The following is a 22,213-nucleotide window of genomic DNA, read 5'->3' as shown; positions in this document are numbered from 1 at the left end:
CTCGCTGTTCTCTACCACTGTGTCACCGCCTCTAACGATTTTAATATTTGCTCATCGGTGACGCCCTTAAGCTGAGCCGCACCCGGACGGCACGCCGCCGCGCAGGTGCCGCAGCCCTGGCACATTGCCTCGTTGACCTTGGCAAACTTCATTCCTCTGAACTCTTCTAGATTTATAGCTTTATACGGGCATACCGCGACACACGCGCCGCACGCCACACACTTAAACGGATCGACCTCGGCTACCATCGGATCGCTCTTCAAGTGATCCTTCGAGAAGAGAATTCCCACTTTAGCCGCAGCGCCGCTCGACATAGCGACGGTGTGCGGGATATCGCGCGGACTCAGACACGCGCCGGTTGCAAAGATACCGTCGCGCGCAACCTCGATCGGTTTGAGCTTTGGATGGACTTCGTTGATAAAACCGTAGCTATCGGTCGTTATACCGACGATGTTGGCGAGCTCTTTTGCATCCTCGCGCGGTGTTGCGGCTGTCGCCAACACTACGAGGTCGGCCTCCATCTCAACCGGTATTCCGGCCAATGTATCGGCGCCTTTAAGGACCATGTGGCCGTCCGGCATCTCGTAAATGCGCGAGACCCGGCCGCGAACATAATTGGCGCCGTATTCGCGCTGAGCGCGCAGGACAAATTCTTCATAACCCTTACCGGACGCCCTGATATCCATGTAGAATACGAATATTTCGGCATCGGGCAGTTTTTCTCGTGTGAGAATGGCCTGTTTTGCCGTATACATGCAGCAGATTCTCGAGCAGTACGGGCGCCCCTTCGATTCATCGCGGGAGCCCACGCACTGGATAAAGACGACGCGCTTGGGTTTCTCACCATCCGACGGCCGGACGATTTTGCCGTCCGTAGGCCCGGACGCATTTACAAACCGCTCGAAATCGAGGCCGGTTATAACGTTGGGCAGTTTACCGGCGCCGTATTCACCATATTCGTCGGTGCCGGTAACATTAAACCCGGTGGCGACGACAATCGCACCGACGCGCTCGGCGATGAGTTCGTCTTTCTGCTCGTAATCGACCGCTCCGGCCTGGCACACCTTCGCGCAGGTTCCGCAGCGACGCTTTGGTGCTTTCTCGCCTTCGGCGACCTCTGCGGTTGCCGGGTCGGGCGAGTTTAAGTAGCGGCAGCGCTCGGCATCAATGACCGGTACTTTCGGCACAGCCTGTGCAAACGGGACGTAAATCGCCCTGCGCATTGCTTTGCCCTGGTCGAATTCATTCGGGATATTTTTCTCCGGGCACTTGGTTGTGCACTCAAGGCACCCGGTACATTTCTTTGCATCAACGTAGCGCGCTTTCTTGCGGATAACTACATCGAAGTTGCCGATATAGCCGCTAACGCTCTCGACTTCGGAATATGAATAGAGCGTGATATTCGGATGCTGGGCGATGTCGACCATCCTCGGAGATAAAATACAGGCAGAGCAGTCGATAGTCGGGAAGGTTTTATCGAGCTGCGCCATTCTGCCGCCTATCGACGGTTCCCTCTCGACCAGAATGACTTCGTGGCCCATGTCGGCGATATCGAGTGCTGTTTGAATGCCGGCGATACCGCCACCGATAACCAGCGCTTTTTTCGTAACCGGAATCTGGCTTGGGAACAGTGGTTTCGCAGAAGTAACTCTGCCGACCGCCGCTTTAATTAAATCAAACGCCTTCTCGGTTGCCTTATCGCGATCACCGGTAACCCAGCTAACGTGCTCGCGCAGGTTTGCAATCTCTAAGAGATACGAGTTGATACCCGCTTGGGCAATCGTGCCCCTGAACGTTTTCTCGTGCATTTTCGGCGAACACGAACCGATGACTACACGGTCGATGTTATTTTCTTTTATGCCTTCGATAATGGTCTTTTGCCCTGCCTCGGAGCATGAATATTTCTGATGGCTCGCGTAGACGACGCCCGGCAATGACATTGCCATTTCGGCGACTTGCTCGACATCAACCTTGCCGGCGATGTTCGAGCCGCAGTGACAGATAAATACGCCGATTCTAGCCATTAGCCGCCACTTCCTTTGCTTGAGCTTCAGATTGCCGCTTCTTTATAAGGCCTAGTACTTCGCCGCTTAGATCAATGTCGCTGCCGGTAATACCCAGTGCGGCGCCTACAAGCTGGCTGAAATACACTACGGGGATTTCTGCTTTAAGCCCGTATTTTTGCCGCATGAGCGTTTGCCGTGCGGCTAGATTAAGCTGGCAAAGCGGGCATGACGTGGCGACGATGTCGGCGCCGGCGGCCGTCGCAGCATTCAAGATATTACTTATAAGATTTAAAGTCATGTCCCTGTTGGCCATAATCGCCGAGTTGCCGCAGCATTCCGTTTTATGGCTCCAGTCGACCGGAGCCGCCCCGACCGCTTCCATGATTCTATCCATAGAAGTAGGGTTCTCCGGGTCGTCAAAACGCGCTAGTTTCGGCGGGCGTACCAGCATGCAGCCGTAATACGATGCTACCTTAAGGCCGGTCAGCGGGTTTGCAACTACGCCATCATACGCGCCCTCGTCGAGCGCGCGGGTTGCGGCCTCAACGGCGGAAACCACACTTACGCTGCCGGGCATATATTCAACGCCGGCTTCTTTGAGTGCGCCGCGCAGAGAACTGTCGTGCTCAAGCTCGATAACGGCTTCTTTGAGGTTCAGCGAGCATGAGGCGCACGGAGCAACAACATCACCGATGCCCTTTGCTAATGCTAGGTTGCGACCGGATAGCATGACGGTCATATCTTTATCGACCTTATGTGTTGGGGACGATCCGCAGCACGACCAATCCGGGATCTCTTTTAGCTCGATTCCCAACTTCTTAAACGAAGCGCGAATCGAACTATCGTATTCCTTTGCGCTCGACTCGAGCGAGCAGCCGGGATAATAAGCGTATGCCGTCACTACTTACCACCCTCTTTATGATCGTCTTTTTTCTCGACGTAGTGTTTCTCGAATAGCTTCTGAAAATCGTGGAGACCTTCGATGTTGTGCGCAAATATCGGGAACTTGCCCTGCAGAAGCATCGGTACGCCCATATCGATGTCGGCAAAATAATCGTGGCTTGCCATTTTCATCTGAACGGCAAGCGTGAGTTCGTGAAGGCGTCCGTGGTTTTTTATAGACTCGACGAATTTCTCGCGAAGCGCCAGGGCGGCTTTGTCGGCGACCGTGTCTTCACGTTTAGCGATCCGGGCGGCGGCCGAGCATACTCTTCCGGGATCAACGCTGTTGGGGCAGCGCGTGTAACATGTCCCGCACGAGACACAATTCCAAATCATTTTTGATTTGAGAAGCGACCTGTTGCCTAGCTGCGCCAGGCGCATGACCATGTGAGGACCAAAATCTTGGTATGGGGCCACCGGACACCCTGCCGTGCATTTGCCGCACATGTAGCATGATTCGAGTTTTTGCCCCGATAGTTCCGCGAGCTCCTTTTTCAGCCCCTTATCAATCGAGCCGATTTGTTCTGTTGCGCCCAAGCCAACTCCCTCTTTCTGCTTGAGATTGTACGGACTTTTCTACACATGTTCGAATAATGTGAAACGTTGCACAACTAGTAAACATACTGAAAGACAGACCGCGGCCTGTCTTTCTCAAATGTAACATTTTTAGTTTTTTAGTGCGAGATGAGCTTTCTGTTCACACGTATTGATACTTTAGCTCCGCTTAACTATTAGTATTAACCAATACCCCTTAAAAATCAATAAGTTTGTAAGGATTGATACACAATTCTCGAATTCATAAAGTATTTGACCTGACTACCTTGTAATTCATGCATGCGCGCTCTTATCGAATTCACAAATAAAGTTGCTGGCGGGTACGACAAATGGCTGTTTTAAAGCAAATTACCGCCTTTAATATAGCAGAAACGACAAAAAAGAGGCACTCGCCTCTATTTTGTTTCGTATAAAGTTGGTTCAGCCCGCTTAGGCTGTTACCTCTTCCTCTTGCGGTGTTTGAGCTTCGGCTTTTTTGGCCGCTCTAGGCTTTGAGACTTTGATGTCCTCGATCCTGATCTTCGTGAGATGCGAGCGATGACCGCGTTTACGGCGGTAATTCTTCTTCGACTTATACTTAAACACGATGATCTTGTCGCCTTTGAACTGCTCGACGATCGAAGCGACGACTTTGATTTTTCCTAAGTCGCCGACAGTCACCTTATCGTCACGCATCATCAGGACATCTTCGATGTCAAATTTGTCCCCAGGGTTGCCTTCAACGTGGTCAACAACCAATACTTCGCCTTTTTCAATTTTGTATTGTTTTCCACCGCATTTTATGATGGCATACATAATAGTCCTCCTTAGCAACAAGCATAAATCTTAGCAAACAAGCAACCATGTGTCAATATCATGCTTGATTTATGTGCTCATTTATCGTGGCAGCGACATGGTTTACGACTCTGCTAAGATACCACATTTAATTGATTAATAAGAGTCTTATTTAAAGACGGCAAATACGGAGCCGACCTGCGACGGTTTCTCGCCCTGATTGAATACCGATTTTACCGTGCGATTTTTCATATCATACCTGTACAGATACGTACCAGAATCCTGGCCTCTGCGACGTGTCGCTGCGAATACAATATAGCGTTTATCGGGGCTCCAGGCCGGAATCAAACCGGTATAGGAAGATAGATCGGTAAGACGTCTTTCACCGGTACCGTCGGAATTGGCCATAAACAGCTGGTCCCCGCGTGATCCATCGACTTTTGAGAACGCGATTGCCCCGCCATCGCTCGATGCTGCTATGATCGCACTTCGAGACCCGTCTTTGATAATTTTTTTAAACGACCCGTTATCCTTTCCCAAATAGATGTACCAGCGTATTTTCGGTTGATTCGGGACCCGGTTTGCTGTGGATGAATCTTCTACCGCGATCGGCCGGGTAACAATGAGATTACCCTGTTTCGTAAAGCCTCGCAAAAGCGCATTATCGGCTACCTTACTAACTTTGCCGGTACTCATATCGAACTTCACCAGCGTGTTCTCTGTTTCGCTCCCTCCCCGCACGTAGACAGCAATTGCTGCGTCATGCGGATACCAATCGAGAACCGCACACGGCATGTTGGCATATACCGATAGGTTAAGCGCGGCTTTTGCTCTATTGCGAACGTTACACACCATGACTGTGCTTTTGCTTGTATTTGAATCCCATTTAACATAAGCGATTCTGTTGTTCTGCGACGACCATGCAGCCCATCCTAAAACCGACCGGTCTATTAACCGCCTGTTCTTCCCATCGATATCACAAACATAGAGCGAGCTCCGATCCATGATAAAGGCGAGCTTTTTGCTATTTGGGGATACTTTTAACCCATCGATTTTGCCGCTCTGCCGTAGTGCAATTGTTTTGGCGCCTGTTTCAAGGCCGACCGTTCGTACTGTGGAAATTATCCCGCGCTCGCTGCCCGACCATTCGGTATGCATAACCTTAGTTTCGTACGGCTTCTGTTTTATAACCTGGTTTTCAGCGCCGGCACATCCTAAAGGGATTGCAGCGCAAAGAATTAGGAGACTATATATAAGCGATTTCGCGCCAAGGCACGTTCTGCTTACGAAACACAGCATCGCGTGACTCCCATCCATAGATAATTAAAGCCGGAGCTAACGGTCTAACGAATACCGCAAGCTGTAATGCCGCAAGGCCGCCTATCGAGGTTCTGTGCGTTTCTTAGTATTAATATAAGTTGCTAAAGGCTTGCTCGATGTGCGCCTCGGAACCTTCCTCGATCATTTCGGCTTTACCTACGGGCACTGACCCATCAAACAATAGGTGGGCTCGTTTGCCCCAATCCAGATGCAAGACACTTCCCGTAAGTTTACCCTTGCGCTCAAGGAATTCCTTGCCTCGTGGATTTACCCTGAAGATGAACGATTCCGAAGCATGCGTAGCGGCAAGCCGCTTGATCTGGCGGTAAACCTGCACCCCGATTGTCGCGTCCGCTAGAATCACGCCAAGGCCGTGACAGCACGGGCAAATTTCCGCCTGCGATTCGAGCAGCCCTTGGCTCACGTTTTTGCGGGTCATTTCGACGAGACCGAGGCGCGATATCTCGATTACTCTGGTTTTAGTGCGATCCATTGCAAGCGCTTCGTTGAGAACGCGGAAGACCTCTTCCCTGTTCTCGATATCTTGCATATCGATAAAATCAATAACGATGATGCCGCCGATATCTCGCAGGCGCAACTGCCTGACGACCTCGACAACAGCCTCGAGATTCGTTTTGAAGATCGTTTGTTCCAGCGTAGTTTTGCCCACATACTTGCCGGTATTTACGTCGATTGCGGTGAGAGCTTCGGTATGATCGATGCTAATGTATCCGCCCGAGCGCAGCCAGACTTTGCGCTTCATAGCGTTTTCGATATCCTGGTTGATGTTGTATTTATCAAACAGAGGTAGACGCTCGGAGTAGAACTCGACCCTTTTGATCAGCTCGGGATCGGTCGATTCAAGGAACTCGATTATTGACTCGCGGTCTTCTTGGTTATCCAATACCAGACGGCGAAATTCGGTTGAAAACACATCGCGCACGATGCGCAGTGCAAGCTGCGGCTCCTGGTAGATTAGTTGTACCGGGGCCGACGCCCTTACCTTACGGTTAATCCTACGCCAGTATAATAGCAACCGCTTTACATCTTCGCGCAGATCCTCAACTGCGGCGCCCTCGGCGGCAGTACGGGCGATTAAACCTTTGCCTCGCGGCTTTATTCGCTCGCAGACTTCTTTTAAACGATGTCGCTCTTCATCCGCGAGGCGCCGTGATGCCCCCACGAAATCGGAATACGGTAGAAGGACGAGATAACGCCCGGGAAGCGTGATCTGCGTTGTCACCCGTGCGCCTTTTGAATCCATCGGTTCCTTGATAACCTGGACGAGAATGTCCTGCCCCGGTTTAAGCAGGTGCTGAATCGGCGGCATAGGCTCATCCTCGCTTTCTCGCGGGAAGACGATTTCTTCCACATAGAGAAACGCGTTTCTGCCAACACCGATATCGATAAATGCAGCTTGCATGCCTGGAAGGATATCCTTTACGCGCCCAAGATAGATGTTACCGACTATAGAGGGCGCTTCACGCCGCTCGAGGTAAATCTCGACAAGCTCGCGATCTTCGAGAATAGCTGCTCTGGTCTCGAAGTCGTCAACGGATATCATTAATTCACGAGTTAGTCCGCTCACTTCCCGTCTTCACACTTTCGTAAAAATTGTAGATATCTAATAACGGGTTACCCCGATTTGCATACTGTTCCATCCGGCATATATCGGTTATATCTAGTGTTCCTGTAAATTCACAGGTAGACGCATCAACGCCCTGCAGTGCTTCAGCAAGCTTGTTAACTGCCGCTTCCGGGCGGATACTCTGCGCATTACCAACCGATAACAATAGGAAAAACTGGTATTCTTTACTATCGGTCCGGGTGACGCGCCACTCAAGAATGGCTTCTTTTGTATCTACCCATTTTTCTTTTCCCTTATGCTTAACAAGCAGACGATCCTCGCTTAATACCCGGTCAACTGCCAAGCGGACAGCGGTTTCATCGACGCTTGAACTTACGGTAACACGATACGCCGCACTTTGCACGATGCTTATGATCGACGGCTGGCTATCAGCTATATATTTCGCTTTGTATATGGTCAATCCCTCCGGCAAAGCGGAAGATATTCGGGTTATTAATTCATCCGGTTCAACAATACTCACAAGCTCCGCAAGCATGTATTCGGCACAACTTGCAACGCCGACCGACAGCGCCGGCCCGTGGGATATCTTCGGCCGCGGGGTAAAACCTCCGCTACGGGCTACGTCGATGCCCGCGCGCCTAAGTGCGCGCTCAAGCGCGCGGATTAGCTCAAGGTGCGACAAGTATTTTAGCGGTCCGGTTTTTCCGTATTTTATCAGTACTTTTGCCAGGTTAATCAACCCCAAACAGCATATTTTCGACGTCGAGCGCCGGGCAGACGCCGCATGCGCTGCACTCACCCATCCGGCAATCCGCTGTAAGTTTGCCTGCCAGGGCTTTTTCGTATTCGCGCCACAGGAACCGCTTCGTTGCGCCGGCATCAATGTGCTGCCACGGCGGCGTTTCTTCCGGTGAGCGTTCGCGACCGGTATAAAACGCGGGATCGACCCCGGTTTCACTAAACGCCTGCAACCAAGCATTGAAATTAAACTCCCTGGTCCATGCATCAAATTTGCAGCCCAGCTGCCACGCACGGTGAATCGCCGTACCAACGTGTCTATCGCCCCGCGCAATCGCGCCTTCGACAACGCTTGAACGAGCGCTATGCCACTTATATGAGAGATGCCGTCCCTTAAAACGCCGGCGCAAAAACTCCTGTTTACCCTCGAACTCCTCGAGCGTATTTTGCCGAACCCATTGAAACGGGGTATCGGCTTTCGGAACAAAGGCCGATACGCTTACAACTACCTGCAAGCGCGATCTCGCCTGTTTATCAAGGGCTTCAAGGCCGGTATCGACGACCTTTCGGGCGACATCGACGATACCCTCTAGGTCTTCCTCTGTTTCGGTTGGAAGCCCAATCATGAAGTAGAGCTTGAGGCGCTGCCAACCCCCTTCAAACGCCTTGCGGGCGGTATTTAGAATATCTTCTTCGGTTACGTTTTTATTGATCACGTCGCGCATCCGCTGCGTTCCCGCCTCGGGCGCAAAGGTTAAACCGGTCTTTTTAACTTTAGCAATCTCTTTAACCAGCTGCACCGAGAACGAATCGACACGAAGTGACGGAAGCGAAATCGAAACGCCGTCTTCGCCGTAACGGTCGGAGAGGTCTTTAAGCGCATCGGCAATCTGCGAATAATCTGCCGTGCTTAATGATGACAGGGATACCTCCTGGTAGCCGGTATTGTCTAGTACTGCATCGATATGTTGCGCCACCGTTTCCTTCGTGCGCTCCCGCACCGGACGGTAGATAATGCCCGCCTGGCAGAAGCGGCAGCCGCGCGTGCAGCCGCGCATGACTTCGACCTGGCAGCGGTCGTGAACCGCTTCGATAAAGGGCACGATGGGACGCTCTGGGGTTTTCGCCGTATTTAAATCCTTAACGACGCGCCTCATAACCGAAGCCGGCGCACCGTCATTTGGCCTAACAGAAGCAACTGTTCCGTCTTCACGGTAATCAACCGTATAAAGCGACGGCACATACACGCCGGGAATTGCTGCAAGACGCTGCAAGAGCTCTTGCTTGCCGGTACGCGCATCCCCGGCCTTGTTTTTCCACATGCGATAAACATTCACAAATTCAACGATAAGTTCCTCGGCCTCGCCGATAACCATCACATCGAAAAATGCGGACATCGGCTCGGGATTAACGGTGCCGGGCCCACCGGCAATGACGAGCGGATGGCGCCCGTCACGTTCGGCGGACAATACCGGAATCCCCGCCAGATCGAGCATATTAAGAATATTTGTATAGATGAGCTCGTGCTGCAGTGTAAACCCGAGGATATCAAAATCGACGATAGGACTATGCGTCTCTAAGCTGAAAAGCGCTATATCGCGCTCGCGCATTGCAGCTTCCATGTCGAGCCAGGGCGCGTAGACACGCTCGGCGTAAACATCATCTACCGTGTTGAGAATCTCATAGAGTATCTGCAGGCCCATATTGGGTAAGCCCACCTCGTACGTGTCCGGGTATGCTAACGCTACCCGCACAAATACATCGGTAAACTCTTTATGGACTGAATTCAGCTCATGATTTATGTAGCGGCTTGGCTTCTCGACCTGCTGCAATACCTTTTCTATCTGAGGCCAAAGGCTCAAAAGATTCACCTTTCTTATCACTATTTGGAAGGCGTGGCGACCCGTCTTGGTCCAGCAGCTCCTCAAAGTATTTCTTTGCGAGCCGCCCCATGGCGACTGTTCCGCTATAGCCGATCACTCCTTTTACAGCCCATCCCGCAACCGGAATAAAGCCCATCACCTGCCGTGCGGCCGCGCGCAACGCAAATCCGCTGCCGATTACAGCGAACACTTCAGTGAGCCGTTTCATCGACAACTCCTGGTTGTATGCGGCGGAAAGCCTCAGGATCATTCGGACCTGGTTGGCGGTCATAAGCGGCATGTCGGCGCCCGGAACGAATACGGCCACGCCGATCATCGCATTCTGGTTTGCCGTATGGGTTATAATCCGCCGGGCGACTTCTTCTCTAAAAACCGGCAAGGCCGCTGCAAGCGGCACATCCTTGCCGTTAAGCTTGGCTAATATCCTGGAAACTAAAGTCGTTTTAACGGTGTGCTCATCGGTAAGCGATATAAACAGTACGTCCTCGCCGCTTATTCTGAACACATCGGCGAGCCGCTCAACCAGCCAGTCGTTGATATTGCTTCCGGTAACAATAACCAGTTTTTTCTTCGCACGATTTGCATGCCGGACCATCGCTTCGAGGTCCTTATCTGTTTTTCCGGGAGACAGCAAAACAATCGCGAGATCGGCGCTTCTTATCACCGTATCGATGTCACGGTCGTCTTTAATGCTATTTGCGCCGGTAAGAACCGGCGAGCTAGCTATGCCGGTGCCGCCGAGCGCTTTACGGAACTCAGCTTCGACTGCGGGCTCGGCAATGACAACGATACACACTTCTTGCTGCGCCTCGCCGCGTACGGCTTTGATAAGCCCTGCGGCGTCGCGCGCTTTTTTTACGTGATTAGTAATAGGCATACTTCACCTCAGTTCCACATAACTATCGACATTCATCGTAGCGGGGTCAATCATATTACCGCAACTATCAGCTCGTTACTTTAATGTAAGAGCGTCGTATTACTGCAGCACTCTCATTATACATAACTGCGAGTATAAACATTAAGAAGTATTCCTACGCTCATGAGGTGAACCATAAGTGAGCTATTCCCATAGCTGACAAACGGCAGCGGTATACCGGTAATCGGCATCAAACCGATCGTCATGCCGATATTAACCAGTATCTGAAATAGCCAGAGGCTGACAATACCGGCCGCAAGAAGCGTGCCGAACATATTTTTCGAGTATGCGGCGGTACGAATGCCGCGCACGATTAGAACTAAAAACAAGATCAGCAGCAATGCTGCGCCGATAAAGCCGGCCTCTTCACCAATAACCGAGAATATGAAATCGGTATGACGCTCGGGCAAAAACTGCAGTCTGGTTTGCGTGCCTGAGAATAAACCTTTACCGAAAAACTGGCCTGAACCAACCGCGATTTTTGACTGCAGCAGGTTATAGCCCGCGCCGCGCGGATCGTTGTCAGGGTTAACGAAGACAGTAAGCCTACTGAGCTGGTAATCCTGTAGAACATGAAATTGCACTGCGCAAAACACGACGATAATACCGGCAATAGCGAGGATTGCAAAGTGCCGAGCGGGAAACCCGGCCACCAGCATCATACCTAAAAGGATCGCAACATAACACAAAGCGGTACCGAGGTCGGGCTGCAGCAATACGAGCAATAGCGGAATACCGACGTGCAGAAGCGACATGCCCAAATCCTGGATGCTATCGAGCTGACTCCGGCGATTCGCAAAGAAGCTCGCCAGCGTCACAATCAGAATAAGCTTTGAGAACTCCGATGGTTGCAACTGAAACGAGCCGATTTCGAACCAGCTCTGCGCTCCCTTGTGCGAGCTTCCGATGGCAAGTACTACCATGAGGAGCACGATATTGAGTATATAGAGCGGCACAATGTACGTCTTCCACCGGTTGTAATCACCGAGGGTCATAACAATAAGTGCGATAAAGCCGATAAGCATCGCCAGTATTTCTTTTTTCAGCAGGAAATACTGGTCACCGCTGGCAGACGCATTTGATTGGGTTGCGCTAAATACAGCGATCGCACCATAGATGCACAGTAAGATCACCGATAAAAGCATGGTCAAATCTATTTTCCTATTGATCCCGATCAGATTTATCATAACTACCTCGAAAGATCGTTGACATAACCGGCGCCGCGGTCTGGGATTCCCATAGCGGCGGCAAGAATCTTACGCGCGGCCGGCGCCGCAATGGTGCCGCCATGACCGCCCTGCTCGACCATAACTACCACTACGTAGCGGGGCTCCTCAACCGGAGCATAACCGGCAAACCACGCGTAATCGCCTTTACCCCGCACCTGCGCCGTTCCTGTTTTACCGGCAACGCGCGTCGAAAAGCCGGAAAACGCAGCGGCTGCGGTACCTTGTGTTACTGTTTTCTCAAGCGCATCCTGGTTGAATCGAATAATATCTTTTGAAATATCGAGTTTACGCTTATCTTCCGGTTTTAGCTTGAACTCCCGCTTAACATTACCGTCCCATGAAATCATTGCTTTGCCCACATGCGGCCGGTACAGAATACCGCCGTTTGCTATCGCCGCATAGAGCGAGGCCATCTGAAGCGGCGTCGCTAAAATGTCTCCCTGACCGATCGCGATGTTGACCGTATCACCGGGATACCACCGTTGGTACTCGGGGTTTCCATCGTTGATCTTTTCTTTCCACTGCTTGTCCGGGACACGCCCCTTCGCCTCCATGGGCAGGTCAATACCGGTAAGAGAGCCGATGCCAAACACGCGTGCCCAATACTGCAAACGCTCGCCGCCCGTTTTATAAAACTTGTAGCCGATTGAATAAAACACCACGTCACACGATTCAGCCATTCCTCTGGTGAGACCGACCGTGCCGTGCCCGGCGTGATCCCAGCACCACCGCGCCCACTTCTTGCCCAATCCTAGCCATTTGCCGCCGCAATCGAACGTGTCGTTAGTCTTAATAATGCCATCGGCGAGCGCACCGATGAGGGTAACCGGCTTAAACGTCGATCCGGGTGCGTATGCCATAATCGCCCGGTTGTTAAGCGGAAAGTTAGTCTTCTTATCGATCAGCTGCTGCCAGTTCTTTTTGGATATGCCACCTATGAAAAGTGCCGGATCATAGGTCGGCAAACTCGCCATGGCGAGAACATCGCCGTTTCGCGGGTCGAGCACTATTGCCGCCCCACCATTTGCCTTAGCGCCGGTTCCTGTATTACGCGCCTGTTGCATTGCGTCTTTAAGCGCCTGTTCGGTAACTTGCTGCAAGCTAAGGTCGAGACTTAACATGAGATTGCTTCCCGGCAACGGTTCTTGTTTCTTAATGATACTTAGAGGCCGTCCCGACGCATTAACTTCGATCTGCTCGCTCCCCTTCTGACCGCGCAGAAGCCCTTCGTAGACGCTCTCAGCACCGCTTTTGCCGATAATATCACCGAGCGCATAGCTGCCATTGTTTTTCTTAGACTGCATCTCTTCCTGCGAAATCTCACCGAGGTAGCCAAATACGTGCGCACCAAGCGAGCCGAAAGGATAACTTCTGATCGATTCCGTAACAACATCGACGCCCGGCAAACCCATTTTATGCTCTTCGATATAGGCGAGTGTTTTATCATCTATATCGCGAGCGATTACGCGGGGTTTGAGCGGATCGGCTTTCTTCTCCGCAAGCTTCTCTCGGATATCGCTGCTCGAAATATGCAAGATACCGGCGAGCCTGTTAATAATTCGCGGGTTCTTTTCTGCGACCGGCGGCGACAGCGTTATACCGATGCTCGGCCGATTATTAACCAGCACCTTACCGCTGCGATCGAAAATAAGCCCACGAGGCGCCTCAATCGGGAGGTCGCGTATATAGTTGCCTTCGGCAAGCGCCATATACTTCTGGCCGCCCATGACTTGCAATATCCAAAGCCGGCTGATAAGAACGGCGAAAATCGTGAAGGCGACAAACATCAGCACCATAAGCCGCGGCCTGGCATCATCGGGTTTTACATTTTTATCAAACGTCGCATCGATTAGTTTCATACTGAATCATATTTGTTGGCGATTCGCACCGACGAAGCTTCTTCGCGTATGACCATAAAGCGATGAACCAAGACATATACAAACGGTGCGAGCAGCGCATTATAAATGGCGGACGGTAAAATTACCTGCAAAGAGACGATTTTAATCGGAACGGTTTCGCCGAGTAAGAATAAAAAGCCTACATAAATAAATTCGTTGAGCCAGGTCGCGACAAAGATCGCAAGCATCGGAAGCATCATATTCTCAAGGAAGACCGCACGCCGGACCAGCCCTGCAAAAAAACCCACAATGGTTTTACTCAAGAGCCCGATACCGACATGCGGACCGGCTAAGAGATCCCCTAGGAGGCCCCCGATAAAGCCCGTAAGCGATCCGGACGCAGGCCCATAGGTAAACCCGTAGAGCGAGGCGACAATGAGAATAATATCAGGCTTGGCGCCCATCACGGAGATATGCGGAACAATCGCTGATTGGACAAAAAACGCGCCAATAACGACGAGACACATCTGCGCGAGAGGCCACATCATTTGCCCTCCTTAAAGAAGAAATTAGCGGCTTTATCGATAATCAAGACTTCGTCCATATTGGTAAAATCGACCGGCGATTCTACATTAACGACTTTATACAAACTGTAGGTCGACTCCTGAACGGCGGAAACCCTGCCAACATAGATGCCCTTCGGGAATACCCCGCCAAGCCCGGATGTTATTATGGCATCGCCTTTATGTATCAATGAATCCCTGGATATATACTGTATTGATAGCGTCTTGTCTTTGAGCTGACCCTTAATAACGCCGATTTCGCCGGTTCGCTGGTCCTGCACCGAGACACCGCTCTGCACATCGTTTAAGAGGATGATTTTCGAGACGCTGGAGGCAGCATCGCTCACCTGTCCTACGAGCCCGCCGCCCGCCAAAACCGGCATGTTGCGCCGTACGCCGTCACTGCTGCCGCGATCGACGATAACCGACGACCACCAGTTGCTGGTAGGCATTCCAACAACATGGGCTGCTATCGATTTGATTTTGTGCTCTTTTTCAAAACCGGCGAGCGTTCGCAGGCGCGCGTTTTCTTGCTTTAAGCTTTCCAGCTCAAAAACCTTGCCCTTTAATAGTGCAACCTCTGCGCTAAGGCGACGGTTTTCGCGCGTGAGTTCACCGAAATGTATGAGGTAGTCCCAGCCGTCGCGTACCGGCGAGAGAGTCGTAGCAACGACCGCTTGCAGCGGCGATGTCGCCGCCAAGACGGCCCGCTGGGCTCTGTGGATCGGTCCGTCTTCCCCTTCACGGAAATGGACCGTGAGTATGATCATACTTATAAAAATAAGCCCGAATAAGACCAGGTAAATACGCCTACCGAAAGATTCAGGCATGGGGTCCTTTCCTATCGTGATGACGTGCCGATTAGTACCTTCCTCAGCGTATTTATCTCGCTGAGTGCCTTCCCGCTTCCCAAAGCAACGCACACCAATGGGTCATCGGTTACGTGTACCGGCATACCTGTCTCCTGCCTGATGCGCTCATCTAAGCCCTGCAAAAGCGACCCGCCGCCGGTCATAACAATGCCGCGGTCCATAATGTCGCTCGCAAGCTCCGGTGGTGTTTTTTCCAGCGTCGTCTTAATGGCAAGGACAATCGCCGAAAGAGGCTCTTCGATTGCCGCCCGTATCTCTTCTGTCGAGAGGATGACGTTTTTCGGCAGACCGGTGAGTAAATCGCGCCCCCGCACTTCGGCGTCTTCCTCTTCGCCAACCGGATACGCCGTTCCGATCTGTATTTTTATCTCCTCGGACGTACGTTCGCCGATCATAATGTTATATTCCTTCTTCACGTGGTTGATGATTGCCTCGTCAAACTCATCGCCGCCGATACGAATCGACTGGCAGGTAACGATGCCGCCAAGCGATATTACGGCGACTTCGGTTGTGCCGCCGCCGATATCGACAACCATGTTACCGGTCGGCTCCTGGATGGGAAGGCCTGCACCGATAGCGGCCGCCATCGGCTCTTCGATGAGATAGACTTCACGGGCGCCCGCTTGAAGCGTCGCTTCAAACACGGCACGCCGCTCGACCTCGGTTACTCCCGAGGGTACACAAATAACCACACGTGGTCGCACAAATTGTTTACGGTTGTGTACCTTTTGAATAAAGTGGCGAAGCATCGCCTCGGTAACGTCAAAATCAGCGATAACACCATCTTTAAGCGGGCGTATCGCCATAATACTCCCGGGCGTGCGCCCGATCATTTTCTTTGCATCTACGCCTACGGCTAAAATTTTGCCTGAGGATTTATCGTATGCAACAACAGAAGGCTCAACGAGTACGATGCCTTTCCCTTTGACGTGGACCAGTGTATTGGCCGTGCCTAAATCTATAGCCATGTCACGACTAAACGGCATCGATAAGAAATCGAACATTGAGTCTCCTTTCAATAATATGTTATTGCAACGCGCAGCTTGCTCGTTGCAAGCTGTTACCGCAAATTATACTCGTTTAGGCTGACGAAACGACCGTCGCCTAAGACTATGTGATCAAGCAGCTCGATTCCGAGGATCGCCCCCGCCTCTTTGAGCCGTTTGGTCACCGCGATATCCTCGGAGCTCGGCGTCGGGTCACCACTCGGGTGATTATGAACGACGATAACCGCCGCGCCGCTATGCCGCACGACAGCTTTAAACAGCTCCCTTGGATGCACGACCGAAGCATTTAGGCTTCCGATCGAGATATCGACAATCTTAATTACCTGGTGCTTGATATTTAATATCAGAGCCCGGAAATGCTCTCTGTCGAGATATCGCATCTCCGGCATAAGCAGCCTTGCAACATCCTCCGGGCAACCTATGGTTACGCGCTCGGCCGGCGAAACCATACCTGCTCTGCGCCCCAACTCGAGAGCCGCAAGTATCTTCGTGGCTTTCGCCTTCCCTATTCCCGACACACCGCATAGTTCTTCTATAGTTGATGAGCCGAGAGAGCCGAGTGTCTCGAAGTGCGTCAACAGAGCTTCGCTTACCTGGACCGTGTTCTTGTTTTTTGTGCCGGTCCCCACTACTATAGCTAGTAATTCTGCGTTTGACAAACTGCCAGCGCCAAACTGAATAAGCCGCTCCCGAGGCCGCACGTCCGGTGGTAATTGCTTTATTGTTATATGTGAATAGTCCTGCGTCACCATATATCCCCCGCTGACGAGCCCGGCCCGACGGCTTAATTGCGTTAACCGTGCATTCTTTACCGCTATGAATAGGTCAAAGACCAAAGCAAACGCCTTTACCTCATACTTGAGCAGATTAGAGGGTAGGCTTTGCGATTTCATGTATATTCTATAGGATGCGAGAACATATGTCACCAACTGAAACCTGCGAATCAGCGATCTAAAATCACCACCACCATGTTAGATATCCCGCCGAATTGGAAAACTTGTAGTAATACGAGATTGAACAGCCGCTTGCTGTGGCGCCGAGAAAACGGGCACCTGGACGGCGCCTTGCTACTGACACTGAGATGTGCGTTTGATTTAACCGCCATCAATTGAATTCAGGGGGTATTTTGCGGTGATTGAAGAGCGTTACGACATAGCCATAATCGGCGGTGGCCCGGGGGGCTATGCGTCCGCTTTACGTGCCGCCGAACTCGGTCTGCGCGTAGTAGTTCTGGAAAGAGATAAGCTTGGGGGCACCTGCCTGCATCGCGGCTGTATTCCGACAACGAGCTTACTCGAGAGCGCCCGGGTTCTCGATACGATTAACCGCTCGCGTAAGTTCGGCATTTCGGTCACGGATGTTTCATACGATTGGCAAGAGGTGCAAAAAGCAAAATATGCTTCGATAAACCGCCTGTTCATGGGGCTTAACGTTTTATTCAAACAAAGAAATGTCCAGGTTGCCGTGGGCAAGGCAAGCCTCAAAGAACCGGGGCGCGTAAGCGTTGCCAGCGGTACGAGTACGCGCACCATTGCCGCCGAGCATATTATTATCGCAACCGGATCGATACCGCGCGAAATACCGGCCCTCGCTGACGGCGAAGGTTTCGTCCTCAACACGTCGCAAGCCCTCGAAATAGCAAGTGTGCCATCATCGGTTGCCATAGTGGGTGGCGGCGCATACGGCACAGAATTCGCGTCAATGTTTCGTTCATTCGGTGCTGAAGTCTCAATTATCGAGCGAGCCCCGCGTCTCGCCCCGCGCGATGACAAAGACGTTTCAAAATATTTGGAGCGGGCGTTTTCCAAGCGCGGCATCAAGGTATTTACGAACGCGGCGCTCCAGCACGCACAGTTCAATGACGGTATCGCTACTCTTCAGATAAAAAAAGACGGTGAGCCGCAACAAATTACCGTACAAAAGGTTCTGCAGACCGTCGGACGCACGGCAAATACCGACGGCATCGACATCGAAGGTCTCGGTATCCAAACAAAGGCCGGCTTTATCACCACCGATGCCAGCATGAAAACAAATATCGACGGCATTTACGCGGTCGGCGACGTGACGTTCAACCCGCAGTACGCCAACTTCGCGTTTCAAGAAGGTATTCATGCAGTTGAAACGATTGCAGGCATAAATCCGCCTCCGCTGAATCTTAAACAGATTCCGATCTACTCATACGGCTATCCCGAGCTCGCAAAAGTTGGATACGACGAGGAAGAAGCAAAGGAAGCCGGCTTTGATGTCGAAACGGTGGGGTTGCCCTTCCAAATCGTATCGCGCTCGGCAATCGACAAAGAGGACATCGGCTTTGCAAAGATGGTGGCGCAAAAAGACGGAACGATTATCGGCATTCACCTGGTTGGGCCAGGTGTTGTCAACCTTATCGCCGAGGCGATGCTCATAACCAATTGGGAGGCTACGGCCGCCGATGTAGCCCAATTCCTCCACCCTCACCCGACGTTTGCCGAGGCGATTGGCGAAACGGCCATGAAACTTGCGGGAAAACCTTTACATTCACTATGAGCAGATACAGCAGAGTATCCGGTAGATTATATAGGGTCGCGCGGTTCGTCTGGGACTTGCGATATGCAGGTGTAGAGCCAGGCGCGCCAACGCAAACCGACACTTACCCAGGAGGTAAATATATGCAGGCTAAACCACTAGAGTTGGGCGCCAAAGAGCTGATAGACCTCTATTACTTTATGCAGCTCGGCCGGGCAATTGAAGACCGTATCGAGCTACTCTACCGGAGCGGTCAGCTGCCCGGCGCAATTTATCTTGGTAAAGGCCAGGAAGCAATAGAAGCGGGCGCAAGTTATGCGCTCGAACCGGGTGATGTGCTTGCCCCGACGCACCGCGATATGATGGCGCAACTGCCGCGCGGTATCACGGCGCGCGAGGTTTTCTCGCAGCATTTCGCCCGGGAAACGAGCCTCACGCGCGGGCGCGGCGAAGATAACTACCAGGGTGATCTAGCGCGCGGCACCTTTGCAACTGTTTCTATGCTCCCCGACTTTTATCCGGTAGCGGCAGGTGCGGCGCTCGCCTTCAAACTCAAAAACGAACCGCGCGTAGCCATGGCGTACTGCGGTGAGGGTGCATCGTCGGTCGGCGACTGGCACGAAGCGCTCAACGTCGCTTCCGTCTTCAATCTGCCGGTCGTATTTATCGTCATCAACAACGGATACGCCTACTCGACCCCGGTGTATAAGGAAATGAAGGTAGCCAACGTAGCCGACCGGGCGGTGGGATACGTCGTGCCGGGAGTCATCGTCGATGGAAACGACGCAATCGAATGCTACAGCGAGGTGAAAAAGGCCGTAGAGCGAGCCCGCGATAATGGCGGTCCGACGCTTATCGAAGCGAAAACTCTGCGATTGCGGGGCCACGCCGGGCACGACCCCGCGAAATACATCGCTAAAGACGTCATTGATTTGTGGACGCAGCGCGACCCGATCGTACGCTTGGAAAAATACCTCACCGAGCACAACATCCTTAATGATAACAACAAGAATGAGGTGCTCGATCGCATAAAATCAGAGGTCGATGATGCGGTTAACTACGCACAAACCAGTCCGCTGCCCGAAGGAAAGGAGGCGGTCCAAGGTGTCTACGCCGATTAATCAAAACCCGGCCGGCCGGCAAGAAGGCACGAGTCTCGAACCTCTAAAAAAGGAAACGCTGTTTATTGAAGCGATATCCCAGGCGCTCTGGGAGGAGATGGAACGCGACCCCGACGTCTTTATGATGGGCGAAGACATCGGCGTGTACGGCGGCGCATTCAAAGTAACCGAGGGATTTATCGATCACTTCGGGCCCGACCGGATTATCGACATGCCGGTTGCCGAGGAGGCATTTACCGGCATGGCCGTGGGTGCTGCGCTTATGGGGATGCGCCCTGTCGTCGAGTACCAGTATGCCGATTTTATCTCATGCGCGTGGGACCAGATCGTCAACGTGGCGGCCAAGTATTACTATCGCACACGCGCGGCCGTGCCTATGGTCATGCGGGCGCCATCGGGCGCCGGTTTACGTGCCGGGCCGTTTCACAGCCAGAGCCCCGAGGGGTGGTTCTCGCACGTACCGGGCTTAAAAGTTATCGTTCCGGGTACGCCGTGGGATGCCAAAGGCCTTTTAAAAGCAGCGATCAGGGATAATAACCCCGTTGTTTTCTTCGAACATAAGTACCTGTACCGGAGGCTTAAACAAGAGATCCCGACTCACGATTACACCTGCCATATCGGCAAAGCCAAGGTGCAGCGTGAAGGTGGCGACGTCACGATCGTTACCTACGGCGCCATGCTGCAAACCGCGCTGGCTGCGGCTGGGCAGGCCGAGGATCAAGGTATATCGGTTGAGGTGCTTGATCTGAGAACCCTATATCCGCTCGATAAAGAGCAGATCTTGGGCTCGGTCGCGAAGACCAGCAAGGCGATCATGCTGTATGAAGACACACGCACGCTCGGTATCGGCGCAGAAGTATCGGCGATCATCGCCGAAGAGGGTTTCGAATACCTCGATGGCCCAATCCTGAGGGTTTCATCACCCGATACGCCGGTGCCTTACAGCCCGCCGCTCGAAGACTTCTTCCTCCCACGGGCGGACGACGTATTAGCGGCAATCGATAGACTCTCAGCGTACTAAGAAAAGGAAAATCCCATGGGGGTGTAAACATGACAGTTCCGTTGACCCTTCCCCGCCTCGGCGAGACGGTGACCGAGGGCACAGTCGTAAGATGGCTTAAAAAAGAGGGTGACTTCGTTAATAAAGATGAGAACTATGTGGAGATCGAGACCGCCAAGATAGAGACCGAGATACCGTCACCGGTCAGCGGCAGGATTGAGAAAATTATAGTAAACGAAGGTGAAACGGTGCCCGTAGGTACCGAGCTTGCAATCGTTGACGAAACTGCCGCTGCGGGCGGTGCCGCGCCACAAGAAGTGCCGCCTACGGCAGCACCACCGGCAGAGGCTGGGAAAGCGCCGGCAGCGCCTGAGAAACCGGCCGGAGAAGAGACTTTCGTCTCTCCGCTCGTGCGGAAACTCGCTCGTGAGAACAATGTCGACCTTGCCAAGATCAAGGGCACAGGCTTTCGCGGTAGAATCACCAGGCATGATGTCCAGAACTACGTCGCCGCACAAAAAGCGGCTCCCACGGCGGCAGCAATGGCGGCCGAGCGGCCGAGCGCCGCTCCAGCTCTGCCACCGGCACCGGCCGAGCAGCCGGCAGCTGCAGCCCCGCAGCCCGCGCCCGAATATCCTGGAGAGCGCATCGTGCAAATGAATATCCTCCGGCGGGAAATCGCCGGGCATATGGTGCGAAGCCACCAGACGTCGGCCCACGTCACCGCCATCGTCGATGTCGACATGACAAATGTCGCCAAGCAGCGCAATAAGGTAAAAGAAGAGTTCAAGAAACGTGAGGGCTTCTCTCTTACCTACCTGCCCTTTGTCGCAAGAGCAACCATAGATGCCCTCTTCGCCTTCCCTACCGTTAACGCAAGAATTATCGACGAGCAGCATATGGGCCTTCACGATTATGTGAATCTGGGGATAGCGGTCTCGGTTGAAAACGGCCTTATCGTACCCGTCATCAAAAATGCCCAGGATATGAGCTTAACAGGGCTCGCGTACCAGATACACGATCTTGCCGATAAAACCAGGTCCGGCAAGGTCAAACTCGATGAGGTAACCGGTTCGACATTTACAATTACCAACCCAGGGTCATTTGGTTCGCTTATCCAAACACCGATCATCAATCAGCCCAATGTTGCGATCTTGAGCCTGGAGATGATCCAGAGGCGGCCTACAGTAATCGATGATGCGATCGCCATACGGGACATGGTATATATGCCGCTCACCTACGATCACCGTTTGATTGACGGCGCGATCGCCGCCCAATTCTTGAATCGCATCAAACACAGTCTCGAGACATGGGATTTCTCCCCCGATCTGGGTTTATAGCATTTTAAGGAAGCAA

19 protein-coding genes are annotated in these 22,213 nt (G+C 52.4%); 4 read left to right on the top strand and 15 right to left on the bottom strand.

Annotated features, from left to right (window positions below; all coding sequences use genetic code 11):
• Positions 1–11: 11 nt before the first annotated feature.
• From VGK02_12300 to radC, 15 genes are all read right to left on the bottom strand, one after another.
• A complete protein-coding gene (locus tag VGK02_12300; GenBank protein ID HEY3375818.1) occupies positions 12–2,024 on the bottom strand; it encodes a CoB--CoM heterodisulfide reductase iron-sulfur subunit A family protein in 2,013 nt (670 codons plus the stop codon).
• Positions 2,017–2,907, bottom strand: a complete 891-nt coding sequence (locus VGK02_12295; protein ID HEY3375817.1) for a CoB--CoM heterodisulfide reductase iron-sulfur subunit B family protein — start codon at positions 2,905–2,907, stop codon at positions 2,017–2,019. Before VGK02_12295 ends, VGK02_12300 begins: the two co-directional genes overlap by 8 nt.
• Entirely contained in the window at positions 2,907–3,485 is a 579-nt protein-coding gene (locus VGK02_12290) for a 4Fe-4S dicluster domain-containing protein (GenBank protein HEY3375816.1), read from the bottom strand. Before VGK02_12290 ends, VGK02_12295 begins: the two co-directional genes overlap by 1 nt.
• 447 nt (positions 3,486–3,932) lie before the next feature.
• Positions 3,933–4,298: a 50S ribosomal protein L21 gene (gene rplU / locus VGK02_12285; GenBank protein HEY3375815.1), complete on the bottom strand. Its 366-nt coding sequence runs from the start codon at positions 4,296–4,298 to the stop codon at positions 3,933–3,935.
• A gap of 147 nt (positions 4,299–4,445) precedes the next feature.
• On the bottom strand, positions 4,446–5,576 hold the full coding sequence (locus tag VGK02_12280; GenBank protein HEY3375814.1) for a hypothetical protein: 1,131 nt from the start codon (positions 5,574–5,576) through the stop codon (positions 4,446–4,448).
• Between the two features lie 109 nt (positions 5,577–5,685).
• Positions 5,686–7,185, bottom strand: a complete 1,500-nt coding sequence (locus tag VGK02_12275) for an Rne/Rng family ribonuclease (protein HEY3375813.1) — start codon at positions 7,183–7,185, stop codon at positions 5,686–5,688.
• On the bottom strand, positions 7,166–7,984 hold the full coding sequence (locus tag VGK02_12270; GenBank protein HEY3375812.1) for a TIGR03936 family radical SAM-associated protein: 819 nt from the start codon (positions 7,982–7,984) through the stop codon (positions 7,166–7,168). Before VGK02_12270 ends, VGK02_12275 begins: the two co-directional genes overlap by 20 nt.
• Positions 7,917–9,785 (bottom strand): TIGR03960 family B12-binding radical SAM protein, encoded by a 1,869-nt coding sequence (locus tag VGK02_12265; GenBank protein ID HEY3375811.1) that lies wholly within the window; start codon positions 9,783–9,785, stop codon positions 7,917–7,919. Before VGK02_12265 ends, VGK02_12270 begins: the two co-directional genes overlap by 68 nt.
• A complete protein-coding gene (locus tag VGK02_12260) occupies positions 9,715–10,683 on the bottom strand; it encodes a DUF697 domain-containing protein (GenBank protein ID HEY3375810.1) in 969 nt (322 codons plus the stop codon). Before VGK02_12260 ends, VGK02_12265 begins: the two co-directional genes overlap by 71 nt.
• A gap of 116 nt (positions 10,684–10,799) precedes the next feature.
• Complete coding sequence (gene rodA / locus VGK02_12255; GenBank protein ID HEY3375809.1) at positions 10,800–11,909, bottom strand: rod shape-determining protein RodA; 1,110 nt, start codon at positions 11,907–11,909, stop codon at positions 10,800–10,802.
• Positions 11,910–11,911: 2 nt separating this feature from the next.
• Complete coding sequence (gene mrdA / locus VGK02_12250) at positions 11,912–13,810, bottom strand: penicillin-binding protein 2 (protein HEY3375808.1); 1,899 nt, start codon at positions 13,808–13,810, stop codon at positions 11,912–11,914.
• Positions 13,807–14,337 (bottom strand): rod shape-determining protein MreD, encoded by a 531-nt coding sequence (gene mreD, locus VGK02_12245; GenBank protein HEY3375807.1) that lies wholly within the window; start codon positions 14,335–14,337, stop codon positions 13,807–13,809. The genes mrdA and mreD overlap by 4 nt, the downstream gene beginning before the upstream one ends.
• Positions 14,334–15,182 (bottom strand): rod shape-determining protein MreC, encoded by an 849-nt coding sequence (mreC, locus tag VGK02_12240; protein HEY3375806.1) that lies wholly within the window; start codon positions 15,180–15,182, stop codon positions 14,334–14,336. Before mreC ends, mreD begins: the two co-directional genes overlap by 4 nt.
• 11 nt (positions 15,183–15,193) lie before the next feature.
• Positions 15,194–16,228, bottom strand: a complete 1,035-nt coding sequence (locus VGK02_12235; protein ID HEY3375805.1) for a rod shape-determining protein — start codon at positions 16,226–16,228, stop codon at positions 15,194–15,196.
• A gap of 56 nt (positions 16,229–16,284) precedes the next feature.
• Positions 16,285–17,124, bottom strand: a complete 840-nt coding sequence (gene radC / locus VGK02_12230) for a DNA repair protein RadC (GenBank protein ID HEY3375804.1) — start codon at positions 17,122–17,124, stop codon at positions 16,285–16,287.
• Between the two features lie 238 nt (positions 17,125–17,362).
• Here radC and lpdA point away from each other — a divergent pair, with 238 nt between their 5' ends.
• From lpdA to VGK02_12210, 4 genes are all read left to right on the top strand, one after another.
• A complete protein-coding gene (gene lpdA / locus VGK02_12225) occupies positions 17,363–18,757 on the top strand; it encodes a dihydrolipoyl dehydrogenase (GenBank protein HEY3375803.1) in 1,395 nt (464 codons plus the stop codon).
• A 122-nt stretch (positions 18,758–18,879) separates the two neighbouring features.
• Positions 18,880–19,857, top strand: a complete 978-nt coding sequence (locus VGK02_12220) for a thiamine pyrophosphate-dependent dehydrogenase E1 component subunit alpha (GenBank protein ID HEY3375802.1) — start codon at positions 18,880–18,882, stop codon at positions 19,855–19,857.
• Positions 19,841–20,878 (top strand): alpha-ketoacid dehydrogenase subunit beta, encoded by a 1,038-nt coding sequence (locus VGK02_12215; protein ID HEY3375801.1) that lies wholly within the window; start codon positions 19,841–19,843, stop codon positions 20,876–20,878. Before VGK02_12220 ends, VGK02_12215 begins: the two co-directional genes overlap by 17 nt.
• 29 nt (positions 20,879–20,907) lie before the next feature.
• A complete protein-coding gene (locus VGK02_12210; GenBank protein HEY3375800.1) occupies positions 20,908–22,197 on the top strand; it encodes a dihydrolipoamide acetyltransferase family protein in 1,290 nt (429 codons plus the stop codon).
• The last annotated feature ends 16 nt before the right edge of the window (positions 22,198–22,213 follow it).

The organism is Candidatus Aquicultor sp. (assembly GCA_036504445.1).
Taxonomy (GTDB): domain Bacteria; phylum Actinomycetota; class Aquicultoria; order Aquicultorales; family Aquicultoraceae; genus DASXVE01.
The sequence above is the reverse complement of the archived record's forward strand: the minus strand, read 5'-3'. Positions and strand labels throughout refer to the sequence as shown.